This is a genomic window from Pseudomonas sp. S31 (genome assembly GCF_016648105.1).
GTDB lineage: Bacteria > Pseudomonadota > Gammaproteobacteria > Pseudomonadales > Pseudomonadaceae > Aquipseudomonas.
Window position 1 is genome coordinate 120,995 of sequence record NZ_JACVVE010000012.1, and the last position, 15,121, is coordinate 136,115.

Consider the following 15,121-nt stretch of genomic DNA (forward strand, 5'->3'; position numbering starts at 1 on the left):
ATGCTACCAGCGAAGCACTGGCGCAGTGTAGTCCTGCCAGGCGCCTCCCTCGCAAGCTGAGACGAACATATAACGAAAGCCATCAACCACCCCTCCCGGTCCGTTTCAGGAGAAGCTGGCGCACGAACTTTATCTAGGCGTTCCGCATCTTCACTATCTCATGAACTGCATCGCATCCTTGATCCTCAAGGTATGTACGACTGCCACCCGGCGCGATCTATTGAGCCCATCAACAATCGTGTGCAGCTTCTTCAGGTTCTGACGTAAGCGCATTCTCGACAACGGCGACCAACCCCAACCACTCTCCACACATGCGTCAAGAGTGCATTAAATACCGCAGAGTTCCAGTGGGAGCCAGCGCACAAATGGGGGACCGGATGGGGGACCAAAAACGGATAGGCACAAAAAAACCCCGAAAAATCAGGGCTTTAATGAGAATTGGTGGCGGAAGCGTAGGAATTCGAACCTCCCAACCGCCCCTCCCTCTCGGCCAATCGCCATTGCGCAAGAGCGGATGCAAATTCCCAAGACTCTGCTGTTTCTGAATTCTTGACCAACGGCAATTGAGATTCGGTGGGGCAAAAAGTGGGGCAAAATTGCCAACCAGAGAAAAACGGGCGGGCATAAAAAAATCCAGTCACCGCTAAGTGACTGGATTTCTTGGAGTTTTTTGGTCGGGACGGAGTGATTCGAACACTCGACCCCTTGCACCCCATGCAAGTGCGCTACCGGGCTGCGCTACGCCCCGAACTCATTCTCAATACCTCTGAGAACGTTGAAGAATGTACCCTAACCCGCTGATAAGTGAAAGCTTTTTCTCAAAAAATTTCACCCCACCACCGCACCAGGGCCTACTTCTTCAACACCACCAACACATCCTCCAACTCGACAATCATCTGCCGAATCAGCTGCTTGTACTGGGTAGTGTCATCCTTGGCCTCATCACTGGAGAGCCTTAACCGCGCTCCACCAATGGTGAACCCTTGGTCATACAACAGCGCCCGAATCTGCCGGATCATCAGCACGTCCTGCCGCTGATAATACCGCCGATTCCCGCGCCGTTTGACCGGGTTGAGTTGTGGGAACTCTTGTTCCCAATACCGAAGCACGTGCGGTTTTACCGCACAGAGCTCGCTCACCTCACCGATGGTGAAGTAGCGTTTCCCCGGGATGGGGGGCAGCTCGTCGTTATGGCTTGGTTCCAGCATAGGCCTCAACCCGGGCTTTCAATTTCTGCCCTGGACGAAAGGTGACGACACGGCGAGCGGTGATCGGGATCTCTTCCCCTGTCTTGGGGTTGCGGCCCGGCCGCTGGCGTTTGTCGCGAAGGTCGAAGTTGCCGAAACCGGACAGCTTGACCTGCTCGTTCTCTTCAAGTGCGTGCCGAATTTCTTCAAAAAACAGCTCGACCAGCTCCTTGGCCTCACGCTTGTTAAGCCCCAGCTCCTCGTACAGCCTTTCGGCCATCTCAGCTTTCGTCAGAGCACCCATGCCGTTATTTCCTTAACGTGGTGTTCAACCTTTGTTCGAGCGAGGTGAGGATAGTCTGCAACGTGGCGTTCACCTCATCGTCGTTAAGAGTGCGCGATGGATGCTGCCAGGTCAAGCCGACGGCCAGGCTTTTTCTATCAGGATCAATGCCTTTACCCTGGTAGACATCAAACAGCCTGAGGTCTGTGAGCCATTCGCCTGCATTGTCACGAATTACTTCAAGCACGTCTTGAGAAGCTACATCACGTCCTGCGATCAAAGCCAGGTCACGACGGGTTTCCGGGAACTTGGAGAGTTCGCTGAATTTCGGCAGGCGGCCTTCGACGACGTCGGCCAGTACCAGCTCGAAGACGTACACCGGGCGGTCCAGGTCCAGGGCCTTGGCGACTTCTGGGTGGATGGCGCCGAGGTAGCCGACTTCCTTGCCGTCGCGCTCGATGCGGGCGGTCTGGCCTGGGTGCAGGGCTGGGTGCTTGCCGGCGACGAACTTGAAGTCGGCCAGGGCGCCGGAGTAGCCCAGCAGGGCTTCCACGTCGGCCTTGACGTCGAAGAAGTCGATGCCATCACGGCCGTTGGCCCAACCTTCTGGCAGGCGGCTGCCGGTGACGACGCCGGCGATCATCGGCTGCTGCTCGAGGTTGCCGAGCTGGCCGACGAAGCGCAGGCCGCTTTCGAACAGGCGCACGCGGTCTTGCTGGCGGTTGAGGTTGTGCTGCAGCGCCTTGACCAGGCCCGGCCACAGGGACGCGCGCATGGCGGCCATGTCGCTGGAGATCGGGTTGGCCAGCTGCAGGGGTTCTACGCCTGGGCTGAACAGCTCGAACAGTTTCGGGTCGATGAAGCTGTAGGTGATGGCTTCCTGGTAGCCGCGGGCGACCAGCAGGCGGCGCAGGTTCGGCAGCTCACCGCGGGTTTCCGGTTTGCCCTGGGGCGCGAGGCGCGCTTGTGGGTAGCGGACCGGCAGGTTGTTGTAGCCGTACAGGCGGGCCAGTTCTTCGATCAGGTCGACTTCGAGGCTGACGTCGAAGCGGTGGCTTGGCACCGTGACGGTCCACTCCCCTGCCTGGCTGCTGGTGGTGGTCAGTTCCAAAGCGTTGAGCAGTTGCTCGACCTGGGCCGGGGCCATCTCCATGCCGAGCATCTGGGTGATGCGTTCGGCGCGCAGGGTGATCGGGGCAACCTTTGGCAGGTCGGCTTCGCTGACGGCTTCGACGACCGGGCCGGCTTCGCCGCCGACGATATCGAGGACCAGCTGGGTAGCGCGCTCGATGGCTTCGCGGGCCAGCTGGGAGTCGACGCCGCGCTCGTAGCGGTGCGAGGCATCGGTGTGCAGGCCGTAGGAACGGGCCTTGCCAGCCACGGAAATCGGCTCGAAGAAGGCGCTTTCGAGGAACAGGTCGCGGGTCTTCTCGGTGTTGACGCCGCTGTGCTCGCCACCCATCACGCCGGCAATGGCCAGGGCGCGGGTGTGGTCGGCGATGACCAGGGTGTCAGCACGCAGGGCGACTTCCTGGCCGTCGAGCAGGACGAGCTTCTCGCCCTCTTCTGCCATGCGCACGCGGATGCCGCCGTTGATTTCGGCGAGGTCGAAGGCGTGCATCGGCTGGCCGAGTTCGAGCATCACGTAGTTGGTGATGTCGACGGCGGCGTCGATGCTGCGTACGTCGCTGCGGCGCAGGCGCTCGACCATCCACAGTGGGGTCGGCTTGGACAGGTCGACGTTGCGGATGACACGGCCGAGGTAACGCGGGCAGGCCGCAGGGGCGCTGACTTCTACCGAGCGGACTTCGTCATGGGCGGCTGGCACGGCTGGCACCACTGGGCGGGTGACCGGGGTGTCGTACAGGGCGCTGACGTCACGGGCCAGACCTGCGATGGACAGGCAGTCGCCGCGGTTCGGGGTCAGGCCGATTTCGATGCTAGCGTCGTCGAGGCTCAGGTACTGGCGGATGTTTTCGCCAACCGGGGCGTCGGCAGCCAGTTCCAGCAGGCCGTCGTTTTCTTCGCTGATCTGCAGCTCGGCAGCCGAGCACAGCATGCCGAACGACTCGACGCCGCGCAGCTTGGCCTTCTTGATCTTGAAGTCGCCTGGCAGTTCGGCGCCGATCATGGCGAACGGGATCTTGATGCCTGGGCGCGCGTTGGGGGCGCCGCAGACGACCTGGAAGGTTTCCTGGCCGTTGCTGACCTGGCACACGCGCAGCTTGTCGGCGTCGGGGTGCTGTTCGGTGGCGAGGATCTCGCCCACGATGATGCCGCTGAACTGCCCGGCGGCCGGGGTCACGCTGTCGACTTCGAGGCCGGCCATGGACAGGCGGGCGACAAGGTCATCACGAGAGACTTGCGGGTTTACCCAACCGCGCAGCCACTGTTCACTGAATTTCATGCTGTTCTCCTAGAAAGTGCGTCGATTGGCCTAGCGGAATTGGGCTAAGAACCGCAGGTCGTTGTCGAAGAACAGACGCAAATCGTTGACGCCATAGCGCAGCATGGCCAGGCGCTCGGCGCCCATGCCGAAGGCGAAGCCCTGGAACTCTTCCGGGTCGATGCCAGACATGCGCAGCACGTTCGGGTGCACCATGCCGCAGCCCATGACTTCGAGCCAGCCGGTCTGTTTGCACACGCGGCAGCCTTTGCCGGAGCACATCACGCACTGGATATCCACTTCGGCGGACGGCTCGGTGAAGGGGAAGAACGACGGGCGGAAGCGCACGGCCAGTTCTTTTTCGAAGAAGACGCGCAGGAATTCCTCGATGGTGCCCTTGAGGTCGGCGAAGTTGATGTCGCGGTCGATCAGCAGGCCTTCGACCTGGTGGAACATCGGCGAGTGGGTGATATCCGAGTCGCAGCGGTAGACGCGGCCCGGGCAGACAATGCGGATCGGCGGCTGGCTGGACTCCATGGTCCGCACCTGCACCGGCGAGGTGTGGGTGCGCAGCAGCATGTTGGCATTGAAGTAGAAGGTGTCGTGCATCGCCCGGGCCGGGTGGTGGCCGGGGATGTTGAGCGCTTCGAAGTTGTGGTAGTCGTCTTCGACCTCGGGGCCTTCGGCGATGCCGTAGCCGATGTGGGTGAAGAACTGCTCGATGCGCTCGAGAGTACGGGTGATCGGGTGCAGGCCACCGGTGGTCTGGCCACGGCCCGGCAGGGTGACATCGATGCATTCGGCGGCCAGGCGAGCGCTGAGCTCGGCCTCTTCGAAGGCTGCCTTGCGTGCGTTGAGCACGACGGTGACGCGCTCTTTGGCGTCGTTGATCAGCGCGCCGACTTTCGGCCGCTCTTCGGCTGGCAGGTTGCCCAGGGTCTTCATCACCTGGGTCAGCTCGCCCTTCTTGCCGAGATAGTTAACCCGGATCTGTTCCAGGGCATTGATGTCTTCAGCGCGCTCCACAGCTTCCAGGGCTTGGGAGACCAGCGCATCCAGGTTTTCCATGTACAGACTCCAGATACGAAATAGGGGAAGAGCTTTGAAGGCTCTTCCCCTATCGATGACGTTTTACACCCGGCGGCGCGAACACCGCCGGATGATTGTCGTGGGTACTTAGGCCAGAACGGCTTTAGCTTTCTCGACAATTGCAGCAAACGCCGCTTTTTCGTTCACTGCCAGGTCAGCCAGAACCTTACGGTCGATTTCGATCGACGCCTTTTTCAGGCCAGCAATCAGACGGCTGTACGACAGACCGTTGGTGCGGGCACCGGCGTTGATACGAGCGATCCACAGGGCGCGGAACTGACGCTTTTTCTGGCGACGGTCACGGTAGGCGTATTGACCAGCCTTGATGACAGCCTGCTTGGCAACACGGAATACGCGCGAGCGAGCGCCGTAGTAGCCTTTAGCCAGTTTCAGAATTTTCTTGTGACGCTTACGAGCGATTACGCCGCGCTTTACACGAGCCATGAGTAACTTCCTCTATCTTTGACCGAAATTAACGTACGCGCAGCATGCGCTCGACTTTTGCCACGTCAGACGGGTGCAGCAAGCTGGCACCGCGCAGTTGACGCTTACGCTTGGTCGACATTTTGGTCAGGATGTGGCTCTTGAAAGCGTGCTTGTGCTTGAAGCCGGAAGCGGTCTTCAGGAAGCGCTTCGCAGCACCGCTCTTGGTTTTCATTTTTGGCATGTTGGAACTCCGCATTCGATAAAAATTACACAATAATCATCAGGCCTGCCGTGCCCGGGAGATTACTTCTTCTTTTTGGGGGCGATGACCATCATAAGCTGGCGTCCTTCCATCTTCGGATGCTGCTCGACGGAGCCGTATTCGGCGAGGTCGGCTTCGACCCGCTTCAACAGCTCCATGCCCAGCTCCTGGTGGGCCATCTCACGGCCGCGGAATCTCAGAGAGATCTTGGCCTTGTCCCCATCACTAAGGAAACGTACCAGGTTGCGTAGTTTTACCTGGTAATCCCCTTCTTCCGTCCCTGGACGAAACTTGATTTCTTTGATCTGGATCTGCTTCTGGTTTTTCTTGGCTTCGTTGGCCTGCTTCTTCTTCTCGAAGAGGTGCTTGCCGTAGTCCATCACCTTGCAGACCGGCGGTACCGCGTCTGCAGAGATTTCCACCAGATCCAGCTTCGCTTCATCAGCGATACGAAGCGCTTCATCAATCGAGACGATGCCAATCTGCTCGCCGTCAGCACCAATTAACCGAACCTCGCGGGCCGAGATATTCTCGTTGATCGGGGCTTTCGGTGCAGCTCGTTTATCGTTTCTCATTTCACGCTTAATAGTCATTACTCCGATTCTTGGCGACCACGCCGGGAAACCGCTTGTGTCAGGAGCTCAGCGAACTGGGCGACGGGCATGGAGCCCAGGTCTGCACCTTCGCGAGTGCGCACAGCGACGGTTTGCGTTTCGACTTCGCGATCCCCTATAACCAAAAGGTACGGGACCTTGAGCAAAGTATGCTCGCGGATTTTAAAGCCGATCTTCTCATTTCTCAAGTCCGACTTGGCACGGAAACCGCTACCGTTCAGAGCATTTTCCACCTCGAGGGCGAAATCGGCCTGTTTGTCGGTGATGTTCATGATCACCGCCTGGGTCGGTGCCAGCCAGGCCGGGAACACGCCAGCGTAGTGCTCGATGAGCATACCGATGAAGCGCTCGAACGAACCGAGGATGGCACGGTGCAGCATGACCGGGCGCACTCGGCTGTTATCTTCGGCGATATAGCTGGCATCCAGACGCTCTGGCAGGTTCGGGTCGTACTGGAGGGTACCGCACTGCCAGTTACGGCCGAGGCAGTCGCGCAGGGTGAACTCGATCTTCGGACCATAGAAGGCGCCCTCGCCCGGCTGGTATTCCCACTCCAGGCCCGATTCGTTCAGGGCGTCGGCCAGTGCGCCTTCGGCACGGTCCCACAGCTCTTCGGAGCCCACGCGCTTGGCCGGACGGGTCGACAGCTTCATGGCGATGTCGGTGAAGCCGAAGTCCTTGTACACGTCCAGGGTCAGCTTGATGAAGTCGGCGGCTTCTTTCTTCACCTGGTCTTCGGTGCAGAAGATGTGCGCGTCGTCCTGCACGAAGCCACGCACACGCATGATGCCGTGCAGGGCGCCGGACGGCTCGTTGCGGTGGCAGGCACCGAACTCGGCCAGGCGCAGCGGCAGGTCGCGGTAGCTCTTCAGGCCCTGGTTGAACACCTGCACGTGGCACGGGCAGTTCATCGGCTTGACCGCGTAGTCACGGCTTTCCGACGAGGTGGTGAACATGTTCTCGGCGTAGTTGGACCAGTGGCCGGAGCGCTCCCAGAGGATGCGGTCGACGACCTGCGGGGTCTTGATTTCCTGGTAGCCGTTGACGCGCTGGATCTGGCGCATGTACTGCTCGAGCACCTGGTACACGGTCCAGCCGTTGGCGTGCCAGAACACCATGCCCGGAGCTTCTTCTTGCAGGTGGAAGAGGTCGAGCTGCTTGCCGATCTTGCGGTGGTCGCGTTTCTCGGCTTCTTCGATGCGCTGGATGTAGGCGGCCAGCTGCTTCTTGTCGGCCCAGGCGGTGCCGTACACACGTTGCAGCTGCTCGTTCTTGGCATCGCCGCGCCAGTAGGCGCCGGACAGCTTGGTCAGCTTGAAGGCCTTGAGGAAGCGGGTGTTCGGCACGTGCGGGCCACGGCACATGTCGACGTATTCTTCGTGGTAGTACAGGCCCATGGCCTGTTCGTCCGGCATGTCCTCGACCAGGCGCAGCTTGTAGTCTTCGCCACGGGCCTTGAACACGTCGATGACTTCGGCGCGCGGAGTCATCTTCTTGATGACGTCGTAGTCCTTCTCGATCAGCTCCATCATGCGCTTTTCGATGGCGGCCAGGTCTTCAGGGGTGAAGGGGCGCTCGTAGGCGATGTCGTAGTAGAAGCCTTCGTCGATGACCGGGCCGATGACCATCTTGGCGGTCGGGTACAGCTGTTTCACCGCGTGGCCGACCAGGTGGGCGCACGAGTGACGGATGATCTCCAGTCCCTCTTCATCTTTAGGGGTGATGATCTGCAGGGTGGCGTCGTTCTGGATCAGGTCGCAAGCATCGACCAGCTTGCCGTCGACCTTGCCGGCCACGGTGGCCTTGGCCAGGCCAGCGCCGATGGATGCGGCGACGTCGGCGACGGATACGGCGTGATCAAACGAACGTTGACTGCCATCGGGAAGAGTAATAACGGGCATGGCGCCTCCTCTCCTAGTGGTGACCCCTACCAAAGGTCACGTGGGTTGGGATGAGCCAGTACAAGATCCGACCTGTCTTCCATGGCGGAAGCCTGCCTCACAGTGGCAGAAGCCTTTCGGCTTAGCAGGGACGAACCAGAGTGACTGGAAAGAAAAAAGATGCAGGCCGCAGGTGACGGGCTGCAAGCCAGGCATGCTAGCACGCCATTCTGCGCACCCCGCAGAAAATATTTGGAAATTGCGCCGCTGCGCTGAACTAATGCGAAAAATTTCCTATCAGACCTTGGGAAGCAACCTATTCTTGATGAGACCTTAACCCAAGGAGTGTCTGGTTATGCGACTACAGTCTCTGCTGGCCCTGGCAGTGTCGGGAGCCCTGTTACTGCCAGTGGCGGCGCAGGCCGCGTCGTCGGCCGACGAGAACAGCGACTTCATGAAAAGCTGCGTTCAACAGGCCACCGCGAACGGCCTGGACGCGGCCAAGGCGAAGAGTCACTGCACGTGTACCGCCAACGGCCTGGAGAAAAATTTCACCAAGGCTGAACTCGAAGACCTCGATAGCAAGGATGGTGTCGATGCCAAGGTAAAACAACGCGCAGATGCGCTGATCGCCAACTGCGCGAAGCAGAGCTGAAACCATACAGCCAGAGCTTTGCGCTGATTGCTTGAGCTGAATCAACATCCAGCGAAGGTAAAAGGCGCTACATGCGCAGAATTAGACTATGATGTTCCCCGTGCTCCGTAGCCTCGGCCGCATTGCACCACCGAAAAAACTAAATGTTCTGGAGATTCACCCATGTCCAATCGCCAACAAGGCACCGTCAAATGGTTCAATGATGAGAAAGGCTACGGCTTCATCACCCCAGCAGGCGGCGGCGACGACCTGTTCGTACACTTCAAGGCCATCGAATCCGACGGCTTCAAGAGCCTGAAAGAAGGCCAGACTGTTTCCTTCGTCGCCGAGCGCGGCCAGAAGGGCATGCAGGCTGCACAGGTTCGTCCGGAGTAATTCGGATAGCTGTAGAAAAACCCGCCCTTGTGGCGGGTTTTTTTATGGGGGGGAAGGGATGATCGTCTGGGGATAGGCAGGGGCGCGGATATCCAGCACCGCCCGCGCGGCGCTCGATATCCGCGCCCCTACAACCCCCAAGGCGATCCCCTACCCGCAGTTGACCCGCGTCACCACACCCTGCTCATCCACGTTCAGATTCAAGCGCTCGGACCGATACTCCAACGTCACCACATCATGCGGCGTGAGAATGCGGGCCATCTGCGACCCACTGGCCTTGCGCGCCTGCTCCAGCAAATCGGCCGAGCCTGGCTTGCCGATGGCGAAATCGGCGCCGCTGGCCTGGCAGCGGCCATCGTTGCCGGCCGGGGCCGCCGGGGCGCTGGCGCCTGCAGACGCACCACCACCACTGCTGCAACCGCCCAGGGCAGCGGCCAACAACAAGGTGGCCAGGGAAGCACGGGTACGGAACATGAATCCTCCTAATCGAATTGGGAACTGTCTAATGCGACAGTTCCGCTCACAGTTTGTTGCAAAACCGCCCAAGTCTGCCTGATCCCACCGGCACAGGCGAAAGGCAATCGTCACTGGATTTTGCACAAGGGTGCTTGGTTTGTGGCTGATGGCCTTTTATTCTTAGGTCGCAAGGTCATTGACGCAATGTCATGATTTACTGCAAGAAGTGGAGAGCACCGTGCCTCCATCGAACGCCAGGATCCGGTGTTCGCCCCTCCGCACCAGGCCCGCAGCGAGAGCCGTTCATGAGCAGCCACAGTATCGACGCCGACATCAAGGTCAAATGGGCCGAAGGCCAGAGTGCCTACAGCCCGGGAACACCGGAGGAACTGCTGCTGATCGCCATCGACCTGCTGGTACGTGACCGCGGCAGCGAGGCGGCGCGTAGTTTCATCGACCAGGTGTTCGAGCGGTATGCAGCGCAGGCGGCACATCCGCTGTAGGAGATCACCGCGTTTGTGGGAGCGGGCTTGCCCGCGAAGCAGGCACCGCAGTGGATGGCACCGGCATTCGCCGGTGTTCGCGGGCAAGCCCGCTCCCACAGGGTGATCGCGTCAGGTTCAGAATTAGAAGATAACGCCCGAGATCAGGGCGATGTTGGTGTAGGGCTGGCATTCGCCGGTGCGCACCACGGCGCGGGCAGTGCGCGACAACGCCTTGAACGCCTCGTGGCTCACCCACTCGCGCTTGCCGAGCTTGCGCTGCGAGCGCTCGATCTCGACCATGGCCGGCGGCACCACGTTCTTCATTTCCTCGGCCAGCACGTGCCGCTCCACCTGCAATTCGCTGAGCACCACCCGCAGCACGCTGGAAAAGTCCGGAATCCCAGGCGTCAGCGCCAGGTCGATCAGCTCCACCCCAGGCGGCACCGGCAAGCCGGCATCGCCGATCACCAGGATGTCGCCATGCCCCATCCCGGCGATCACCCGCGACAAGGCCACGTTCAACAAAGGGGTCTTCTTCATGGGTCCAGTTCCTCCAGGTAAGGGATGGATGGCTGGGCGCCGGCGCGGGTGACGGACAGGGCTGCAGCGCGCTGGCCGAAGGCGATGGCCTCGCCCTCCCCCAGCCCGCGCACCAGGCCTGCGGCAAAGCCACCGACGAAGGTATCGCCCGCCGCCGTGGTGTCCAGCGCCTTGACCGCTGGCGCCGGGTAGTGCCAGCTGCCATCACGGCTGACGAACAACGCCCCCTGCGCGCCCAAGGTCACGATCACCTTGCCGGCGCCCAACTGTAGCAGCTGCTCGGCCGCCGTGCGGGCGCTGGCCTGGTCGTGCACGGCTAGGCCGGTCAAGGCCTCGGCTTCGCTTTCGTTGGGCGTGAGGTAGTCGATATGGGCGAACCACTCGGGTGGCAGCGGCCCGGTGGCCGGCGCCGGGTTGAGGATCACCCGCTTGCCCAGTTCGCGGCCGCGGGCCAGGGCCCAGGCCACGGTGTCGGCCGGCACCTCGAGCTGGCAGATGATCACTTCGGCGGCTTGCAGCAGCGCATCGAAGCGCTGTACCGCCTGCGGCGTCAGTAGGCCATTGCCGCCAGGGACGATGACGATGCAGTTCTGGCTGGCAGCATCCACGGTGATCAGCGCCACGCCACTGGACGCGCCCGCGCATACGCCCACGCCCTGGCAATCGACGCCCTCCGCGACCAGCGCCGCGCGCAACTGCTCGCCATAGGCGTCATCGCCCACGCTGCCGACCATCGCCACGCTGCCGCCCAGGCGCGCCACGGCCACCGCCTGGTTGGCGCCCTTGCCGCCCGGCACGGTGAAGAACGTGTCGCCGGCCAGGGTCTCACCCGGCCGTGGCAGGCGCGGGGCCCGGGCCACCAGGTCCATGTTGAGGCTGCCTACCACCACTACCTTGGCGTGCATGGCGTTTCCTTAACGGTAATCGTTGAACAGGGTCGGGCGCGGCCCGGTGGACTCGCGCGGCACGATGCGCGGGGCGACGATGCGCTGCTGGGCAGGGCCGTGCGGGTCGCTGATGCGCGACAGCAACAAGGCCGCGGCAGTGTCGCCCAGCTCGCGGATCGACTGGCCGACCGTGCTCAGCGCTGGGTACACGTAGCGGCTCAGCTCGATGTCGTCGAAGCCGATCACCGACAGCTCGCCGGGCACGTTGATGTTGCGCTCGGCGGCGGCGCGCAGCACGCCGAAGCCGATCATGTCGTTGCCGGCGAAGATCGCCGTGGGCCGCTCGCCATCGAGCAGTTGCGCCGCCGTGGCATGGCCGCCAGGGCTGGTGAAGTCGCAGTGCTGCACGCGATTGGCCGCCACGGCCAGTCGCGCCTCGGCCATCGCCCGGCGGAAACCGGCCAGGCGCAAGCGGCTGACGCCGGTCTCGGCCGGGCCGCCGATGTAGGCGATGTCCTCGTGCCCCAGGTCCAGCAGATGGCGCGTGGCGAGGTAGGCGCCATGCTCGTGGTCGATGCGCACCAGATCGGCGCCCACGCCTTCGAGCTCGCGGTCGACGATGACCATGGGCGTACGCACGCTGGCCAGGCTCTGCAGCAGGTCCTGGTCCTCGCCCACCGAGGCCACCACCAGGCCGTCGATGCGTTTTTCCAGCAGCACGCGCAGGTAGCTGCGCTGCTTCTGCGGGTTGTCGTCGGAGTTGCACAGGATCACGCAATAGCCATTGCGCTCGCAGGCGTCCTCGATGCCACGCGCCAGCTCGGCGAAGTACGGGTTGATGCTGTTGGGCACCAGCAGGCCGATGGTGGCGGTGCTGCGGGCCTTGAGCGAGCGGGCCACGGCACTGGGCACGTAGTCCAGTTCGCGGATCGCCGCCTCGACCTTGAGCCGTACCTGCTCGCTGACCGGGCGTGTCTTGTTCAATACATGGGACACGGTTGTGTAGGAAATGCCCGCAAGGGCTGCAACGTCTTTGATGGTGGCCATAGGTTCAGTTCCGCCGGTCTGCACGCCGGCTGCGGTAAGTGTCGAGCACCACGGCGATGACGATCACCGCCCCGGTGATGATGCGTTTGGTCGGTTCGGAGGCGCCGATCTGCGCCAGGCCTGCGGCCAGTACCGAGATGATCAGCACGCCGATGAAGGTACTGATGACCGAGCCGCGCCCGCCCATCAGGCTGGTGCCACCGATCACCACGGCGGCGATCACCTGCAGCTCCAGCCCGGAGCCGGCGTTGGGGTCGGCGGCTTCCAGGCGTGAGATCTGGAACAGCGCGGCCAGCCCCGCGAGCAGGCCCATCAGGGCGAACACCAGCACCTTGTAGGGGCGCGGGTCGATGCCGGCCAGGCGCACGGCTTCTTCGTTGGTGCCGATGCCGATCAGGTAGCGGCCGAACACGGTGCGGGTCAGCACCAGGTGGGCCAGCACGATCACCAGCAAGGCGATCAGGAAGGCCGGCGAGATGCCGAAGGCCAGCGGGTTGGAGAACCAGGCGTAGGCATCGCCGATGTAGGCGGTGCGCGAGTCGGTGAACTGGTAGGCCAGGCCGCGGGCCATCTCCAGCACGCCGAGCGAAACGATGAACGACGGGATACGCCAGGCCACGGTGACGCCGCCGGTAATGCTCCCGGCCAGCGCGGCGATGGCCATGCCCAGCAGCGCGGCGGGCAGCACGCCCCAACCCCAGCCGAGGATCGCCACGCTCACGGTCGAGGCTGCCAGGGCCAGCACCGAGCCGACCGACAGGTCGATGCCGCCGACGATCAGCACGAAGGTCATGCCCACGGCCAGCACCATCAGGTCGGGGATCTGGTTGGCCAGGGTGCTGAAGGTGGCGTACGACCAGAAGTGGCTGCTGAGCAACGAGAACAGCACGATCATCGCCAGCAAGGCGCCGGCCAGGCCCAGGTAGGTGCCCAGGCCGAAGTACTGGGCGCGTCGCGTGGCGGGCAGGTCGGGGGTAGTGGTTTTCATGGGTCCATCCTGGGCGCTGCATCGTGCAGCAGGGCATCACGTTTTCGGTAACCGGCGAAGGCTGCGGCCAACAGCTGATCCTGGCTCCAGTGTTCGCGGTCGAAGGTGTCGATCAGGCGCCCGGCGCTGAGCACGGCGATGCGGTCGCAGATCAGCATCAGCTCGCGCAGGTCACTGGACACCACCACCAGCGCCTTGCCCTGGCGGGCCAGTTCGGCGAGCAGGCCATAGATGTCGAACTTGGCACCGACGTCGATGCCCCGGGTCGGCTCGTCGAACAGCAGCACCTGGCAGTCGCGGGCCAGCCAGCGGCCGATCACCACCTTCTGCTGGTTGCCGCCGGACAACTCGCCGATCACCTGCTCGGAGCCAGCACTGCGAATGCGTAGGGCCTCGATCTGGCGCTCGGCCAAGGCCTTTTCCGCCCCTGCATCGAGCAGGCCAGCGCGGGAGACGGCGGCCAGGTTGCCCAGCGACAGGTTGGCGCTGATCGACTGCGACAGCAGCAGGCCTTCGCCCTTGCGGTCTTCGGTGATCAGGGCGATACCGGCCTTGACCGCGGCCTTGGGCGAGTCGATGGTCACTGGCCGCAGCGGCTGGCCGATGGCGATCTGGCCGCTGTCGGCACGGTCGGCGCCGTAGATCAGGCGCAGCAGTTCGGTACGGCCGGCGCCGATCAGGCCGGAGATGCCGAAGATCTCCCCTGCCCTGACCTCGAACGACACATCGCGCACCTTACTGCCACGCCCCAGCCCCTCGACCTTGAGCACTGGCCCGCCCAAGGTGCGGCGGCCCAGGTCGATGTGCTCGGCGAGCTCGCGGCCGACCATCAGGTTGACCAGCTCGGCGCTGCTGTAGCGCTGGATCGGCTCGTCACACACCCACTGGCCGTCGCGCAGCACGACGATGCGCTGAGCCACCCGTTGCAACTCTTCGAGGCGGTGGGAAATGTAGACGATGGCCACGCCGCGCTGGCGCAGGCGCTCGATCTGGGTGAACAGCAGCTCGACCTCGCGCGCGGTGAGCATTGCCGTGGGCTCGTCGAAGATCAGCACGTGGCAGTTGCCGATCAGGTTGCGGGCGATTTCCACCATCTGCTGGTGGCCGATGCCCAGCTCGCCGACCGGGGTGTCGGGGTCGATGGCGTCCAGGCCGACCTGGGCCATGGCGGCCTGGGCCAGGGTACGCAGGCGTTTCTGGTCGACCCAGCCGAAGCGGCTGGGCAGGTTGTCGAGGAACAGGTTTTCCGCCACGGTCAGGGTCGGCAGCAGGTTGAGCTCCTGCATGACCATGCGCACGCCGAGCTGCTCGGCGTGGCTGCGGCTGGCCGGGGCGTAGGGCTGGCCGCGGTAGGTCATCTGCCCGGTGGTGGGGGTTTCCAGGCCGCAGATGAGCTTGGACAACGTGCTCTTGCCGGCGCCGTTCTCGCCGGTCAGCGCCAGCACTTCGCCGGCGCGCAGGGTCAGGCCGACGCCCGCCAGCACGGGCTGGGCGTAGGTCTTGCCCAGGCCGGTGGCGACCAGCACCACGTCATTGGCCGCTGCAGACATGGCCATTCTCC

At 62.8% G+C, this 15,121-nt stretch carries 17 protein-coding genes and 1 tRNA gene; 3 read left to right on the plus strand and 15 right to left on the minus strand.

Annotation, left to right across the window (positions count from 1 at the left end):
- Window positions 1–671: 671 nt before the first annotated feature.
- The 9 genes from IAE37_RS11615 to thrS all read right to left on the minus strand — a co-directional run bounded on the left by IAE37_RS11615 (window position 672) and on the right by thrS (window position 8,148).
- A tRNA-Pro gene (locus IAE37_RS11615) sits at window positions 672–748 on the minus strand.
- Between the two features lie 103 nt (window positions 749–851).
- Window positions 852–1,208 carry a MerR family transcriptional regulator gene (locus tag IAE37_RS11620; RefSeq protein WP_009394050.1) on the minus strand — a complete coding sequence of 119 codons (357 nt, stop codon included), beginning with the start codon at window positions 1,206–1,208 and terminating at the stop codon, window positions 852–854.
- Complete coding sequence (gene ihfA, locus IAE37_RS11625; protein ID WP_003250679.1) at window positions 1,189–1,491, minus strand: integration host factor subunit alpha; 303 nt, start codon at window positions 1,489–1,491, stop codon at window positions 1,189–1,191. Before ihfA ends, IAE37_RS11620 begins: the two co-directional genes overlap by 20 nt.
- Window positions 1,492–1,495: 4 nt before the next feature.
- Window positions 1,496–3,877 (minus strand): phenylalanine--tRNA ligase subunit beta, encoded by a 2,382-nt coding sequence (gene pheT / locus IAE37_RS11630; protein ID WP_201173589.1) that lies wholly within the window; start codon window positions 3,875–3,877, stop codon window positions 1,496–1,498.
- 30 nt (window positions 3,878–3,907) lie between these two features.
- The gene (gene pheS, locus IAE37_RS11635) at window positions 3,908–4,924 is read right to left on the minus strand and encodes a phenylalanine--tRNA ligase subunit alpha (RefSeq protein ID WP_201173593.1); all 1,017 of its coding nucleotides are present in this window, start codon (window positions 4,922–4,924) and stop codon (window positions 3,908–3,910) included.
- A gap of 108 nt (window positions 4,925–5,032) precedes the next feature.
- Window positions 5,033–5,389 carry a 50S ribosomal protein L20 gene (rplT, locus tag IAE37_RS11640; RefSeq protein ID WP_003250671.1) on the minus strand — a complete coding sequence of 119 codons (357 nt, stop codon included), beginning with the start codon at window positions 5,387–5,389 and terminating at the stop codon, window positions 5,033–5,035.
- A gap of 28 nt (window positions 5,390–5,417) precedes the next feature.
- Window positions 5,418–5,612 (minus strand): 50S ribosomal protein L35, encoded by a 195-nt coding sequence (gene rpmI, locus IAE37_RS11645; RefSeq protein WP_003250667.1) that lies wholly within the window; start codon window positions 5,610–5,612, stop codon window positions 5,418–5,420.
- A gap of 62 nt (window positions 5,613–5,674) precedes the next feature.
- Window positions 5,675–6,226: a translation initiation factor IF-3 gene (gene infC, locus IAE37_RS11650; protein WP_201173596.1), complete on the minus strand. Its 552-nt coding sequence runs from the start codon at window positions 6,224–6,226 to the stop codon at window positions 5,675–5,677.
- The gene (gene thrS, locus IAE37_RS11655; RefSeq protein ID WP_201173599.1) at window positions 6,226–8,148 is read right to left on the minus strand and encodes a threonine--tRNA ligase; all 1,923 of its coding nucleotides are present in this window, start codon (window positions 8,146–8,148) and stop codon (window positions 6,226–6,228) included. The genes infC and thrS overlap by 1 nt, the downstream gene beginning before the upstream one ends.
- 334 nt (window positions 8,149–8,482) lie before the next feature.
- On the opposite strand from thrS, the gene IAE37_RS11660 reads away from it, so the two are divergent.
- Both IAE37_RS11660 and IAE37_RS11665 read left to right on the plus strand, forming a co-directional pair.
- The gene (locus tag IAE37_RS11660) at window positions 8,483–8,782 is read left to right on the plus strand and encodes a hypothetical protein (protein WP_201173602.1); all 300 of its coding nucleotides are present in this window, start codon (window positions 8,483–8,485) and stop codon (window positions 8,780–8,782) included.
- A 162-nt stretch (window positions 8,783–8,944) separates the two neighbouring features.
- Window positions 8,945–9,157: a cold-shock protein gene (locus IAE37_RS11665; protein ID WP_003250656.1), complete on the plus strand. Its 213-nt coding sequence runs from the start codon at window positions 8,945–8,947 to the stop codon at window positions 9,155–9,157.
- A gap of 150 nt (window positions 9,158–9,307) precedes the next feature.
- Here IAE37_RS11665 and IAE37_RS11670 read toward each other — a convergent pair whose 3' ends face one another.
- Entirely contained in the window at window positions 9,308–9,631 is a 324-nt protein-coding gene (locus tag IAE37_RS11670) for an I78 family peptidase inhibitor (RefSeq protein ID WP_201173606.1), read from the minus strand.
- A gap of 287 nt (window positions 9,632–9,918) precedes the next feature.
- Here IAE37_RS11670 and IAE37_RS11675 point away from each other — a divergent pair, with 287 nt between their 5' ends.
- Window positions 9,919–10,116: a hypothetical protein gene (locus IAE37_RS11675; protein ID WP_201173609.1), complete on the plus strand. Its 198-nt coding sequence runs from the start codon at window positions 9,919–9,921 to the stop codon at window positions 10,114–10,116.
- A 123-nt stretch (window positions 10,117–10,239) separates the two neighbouring features.
- On the opposite strand, the gene rbsD is transcribed toward IAE37_RS11675, so the two are convergent.
- Genes rbsD through IAE37_RS11700 form a run of 5 tightly spaced genes read right to left on the minus strand, consistent with a single transcriptional unit; the run spans window position 10,240 to window position 15,110 of the window.
- A complete protein-coding gene (rbsD, locus tag IAE37_RS11680; protein WP_201173615.1) occupies window positions 10,240–10,638 on the minus strand; it encodes a D-ribose pyranase in 399 nt (132 codons plus the stop codon).
- Window positions 10,635–11,543 (minus strand): ribokinase, encoded by a 909-nt coding sequence (gene rbsK, locus IAE37_RS11685; protein ID WP_201173617.1) that lies wholly within the window; start codon window positions 11,541–11,543, stop codon window positions 10,635–10,637. The genes rbsD and rbsK overlap by 4 nt, the downstream gene beginning before the upstream one ends.
- Window positions 11,544–11,552: 9 nt before the next feature.
- Window positions 11,553–12,572: a LacI family DNA-binding transcriptional regulator gene (locus tag IAE37_RS11690; protein WP_201173621.1), complete on the minus strand. Its 1,020-nt coding sequence runs from the start codon at window positions 12,570–12,572 to the stop codon at window positions 11,553–11,555.
- Between the two features lie 4 nt (window positions 12,573–12,576).
- Window positions 12,577–13,560 (minus strand): ABC transporter permease, encoded by a 984-nt coding sequence (locus IAE37_RS11695; protein WP_201173625.1) that lies wholly within the window; start codon window positions 13,558–13,560, stop codon window positions 12,577–12,579.
- On the minus strand, window positions 13,557–15,110 hold the full coding sequence (locus IAE37_RS11700; protein WP_201173629.1) for a sugar ABC transporter ATP-binding protein: 1,554 nt from the start codon (window positions 15,108–15,110) through the stop codon (window positions 13,557–13,559). Before IAE37_RS11700 ends, IAE37_RS11695 begins: the two co-directional genes overlap by 4 nt.
- Between the last annotated feature and the right edge of the window lie 11 nt (window positions 15,111–15,121).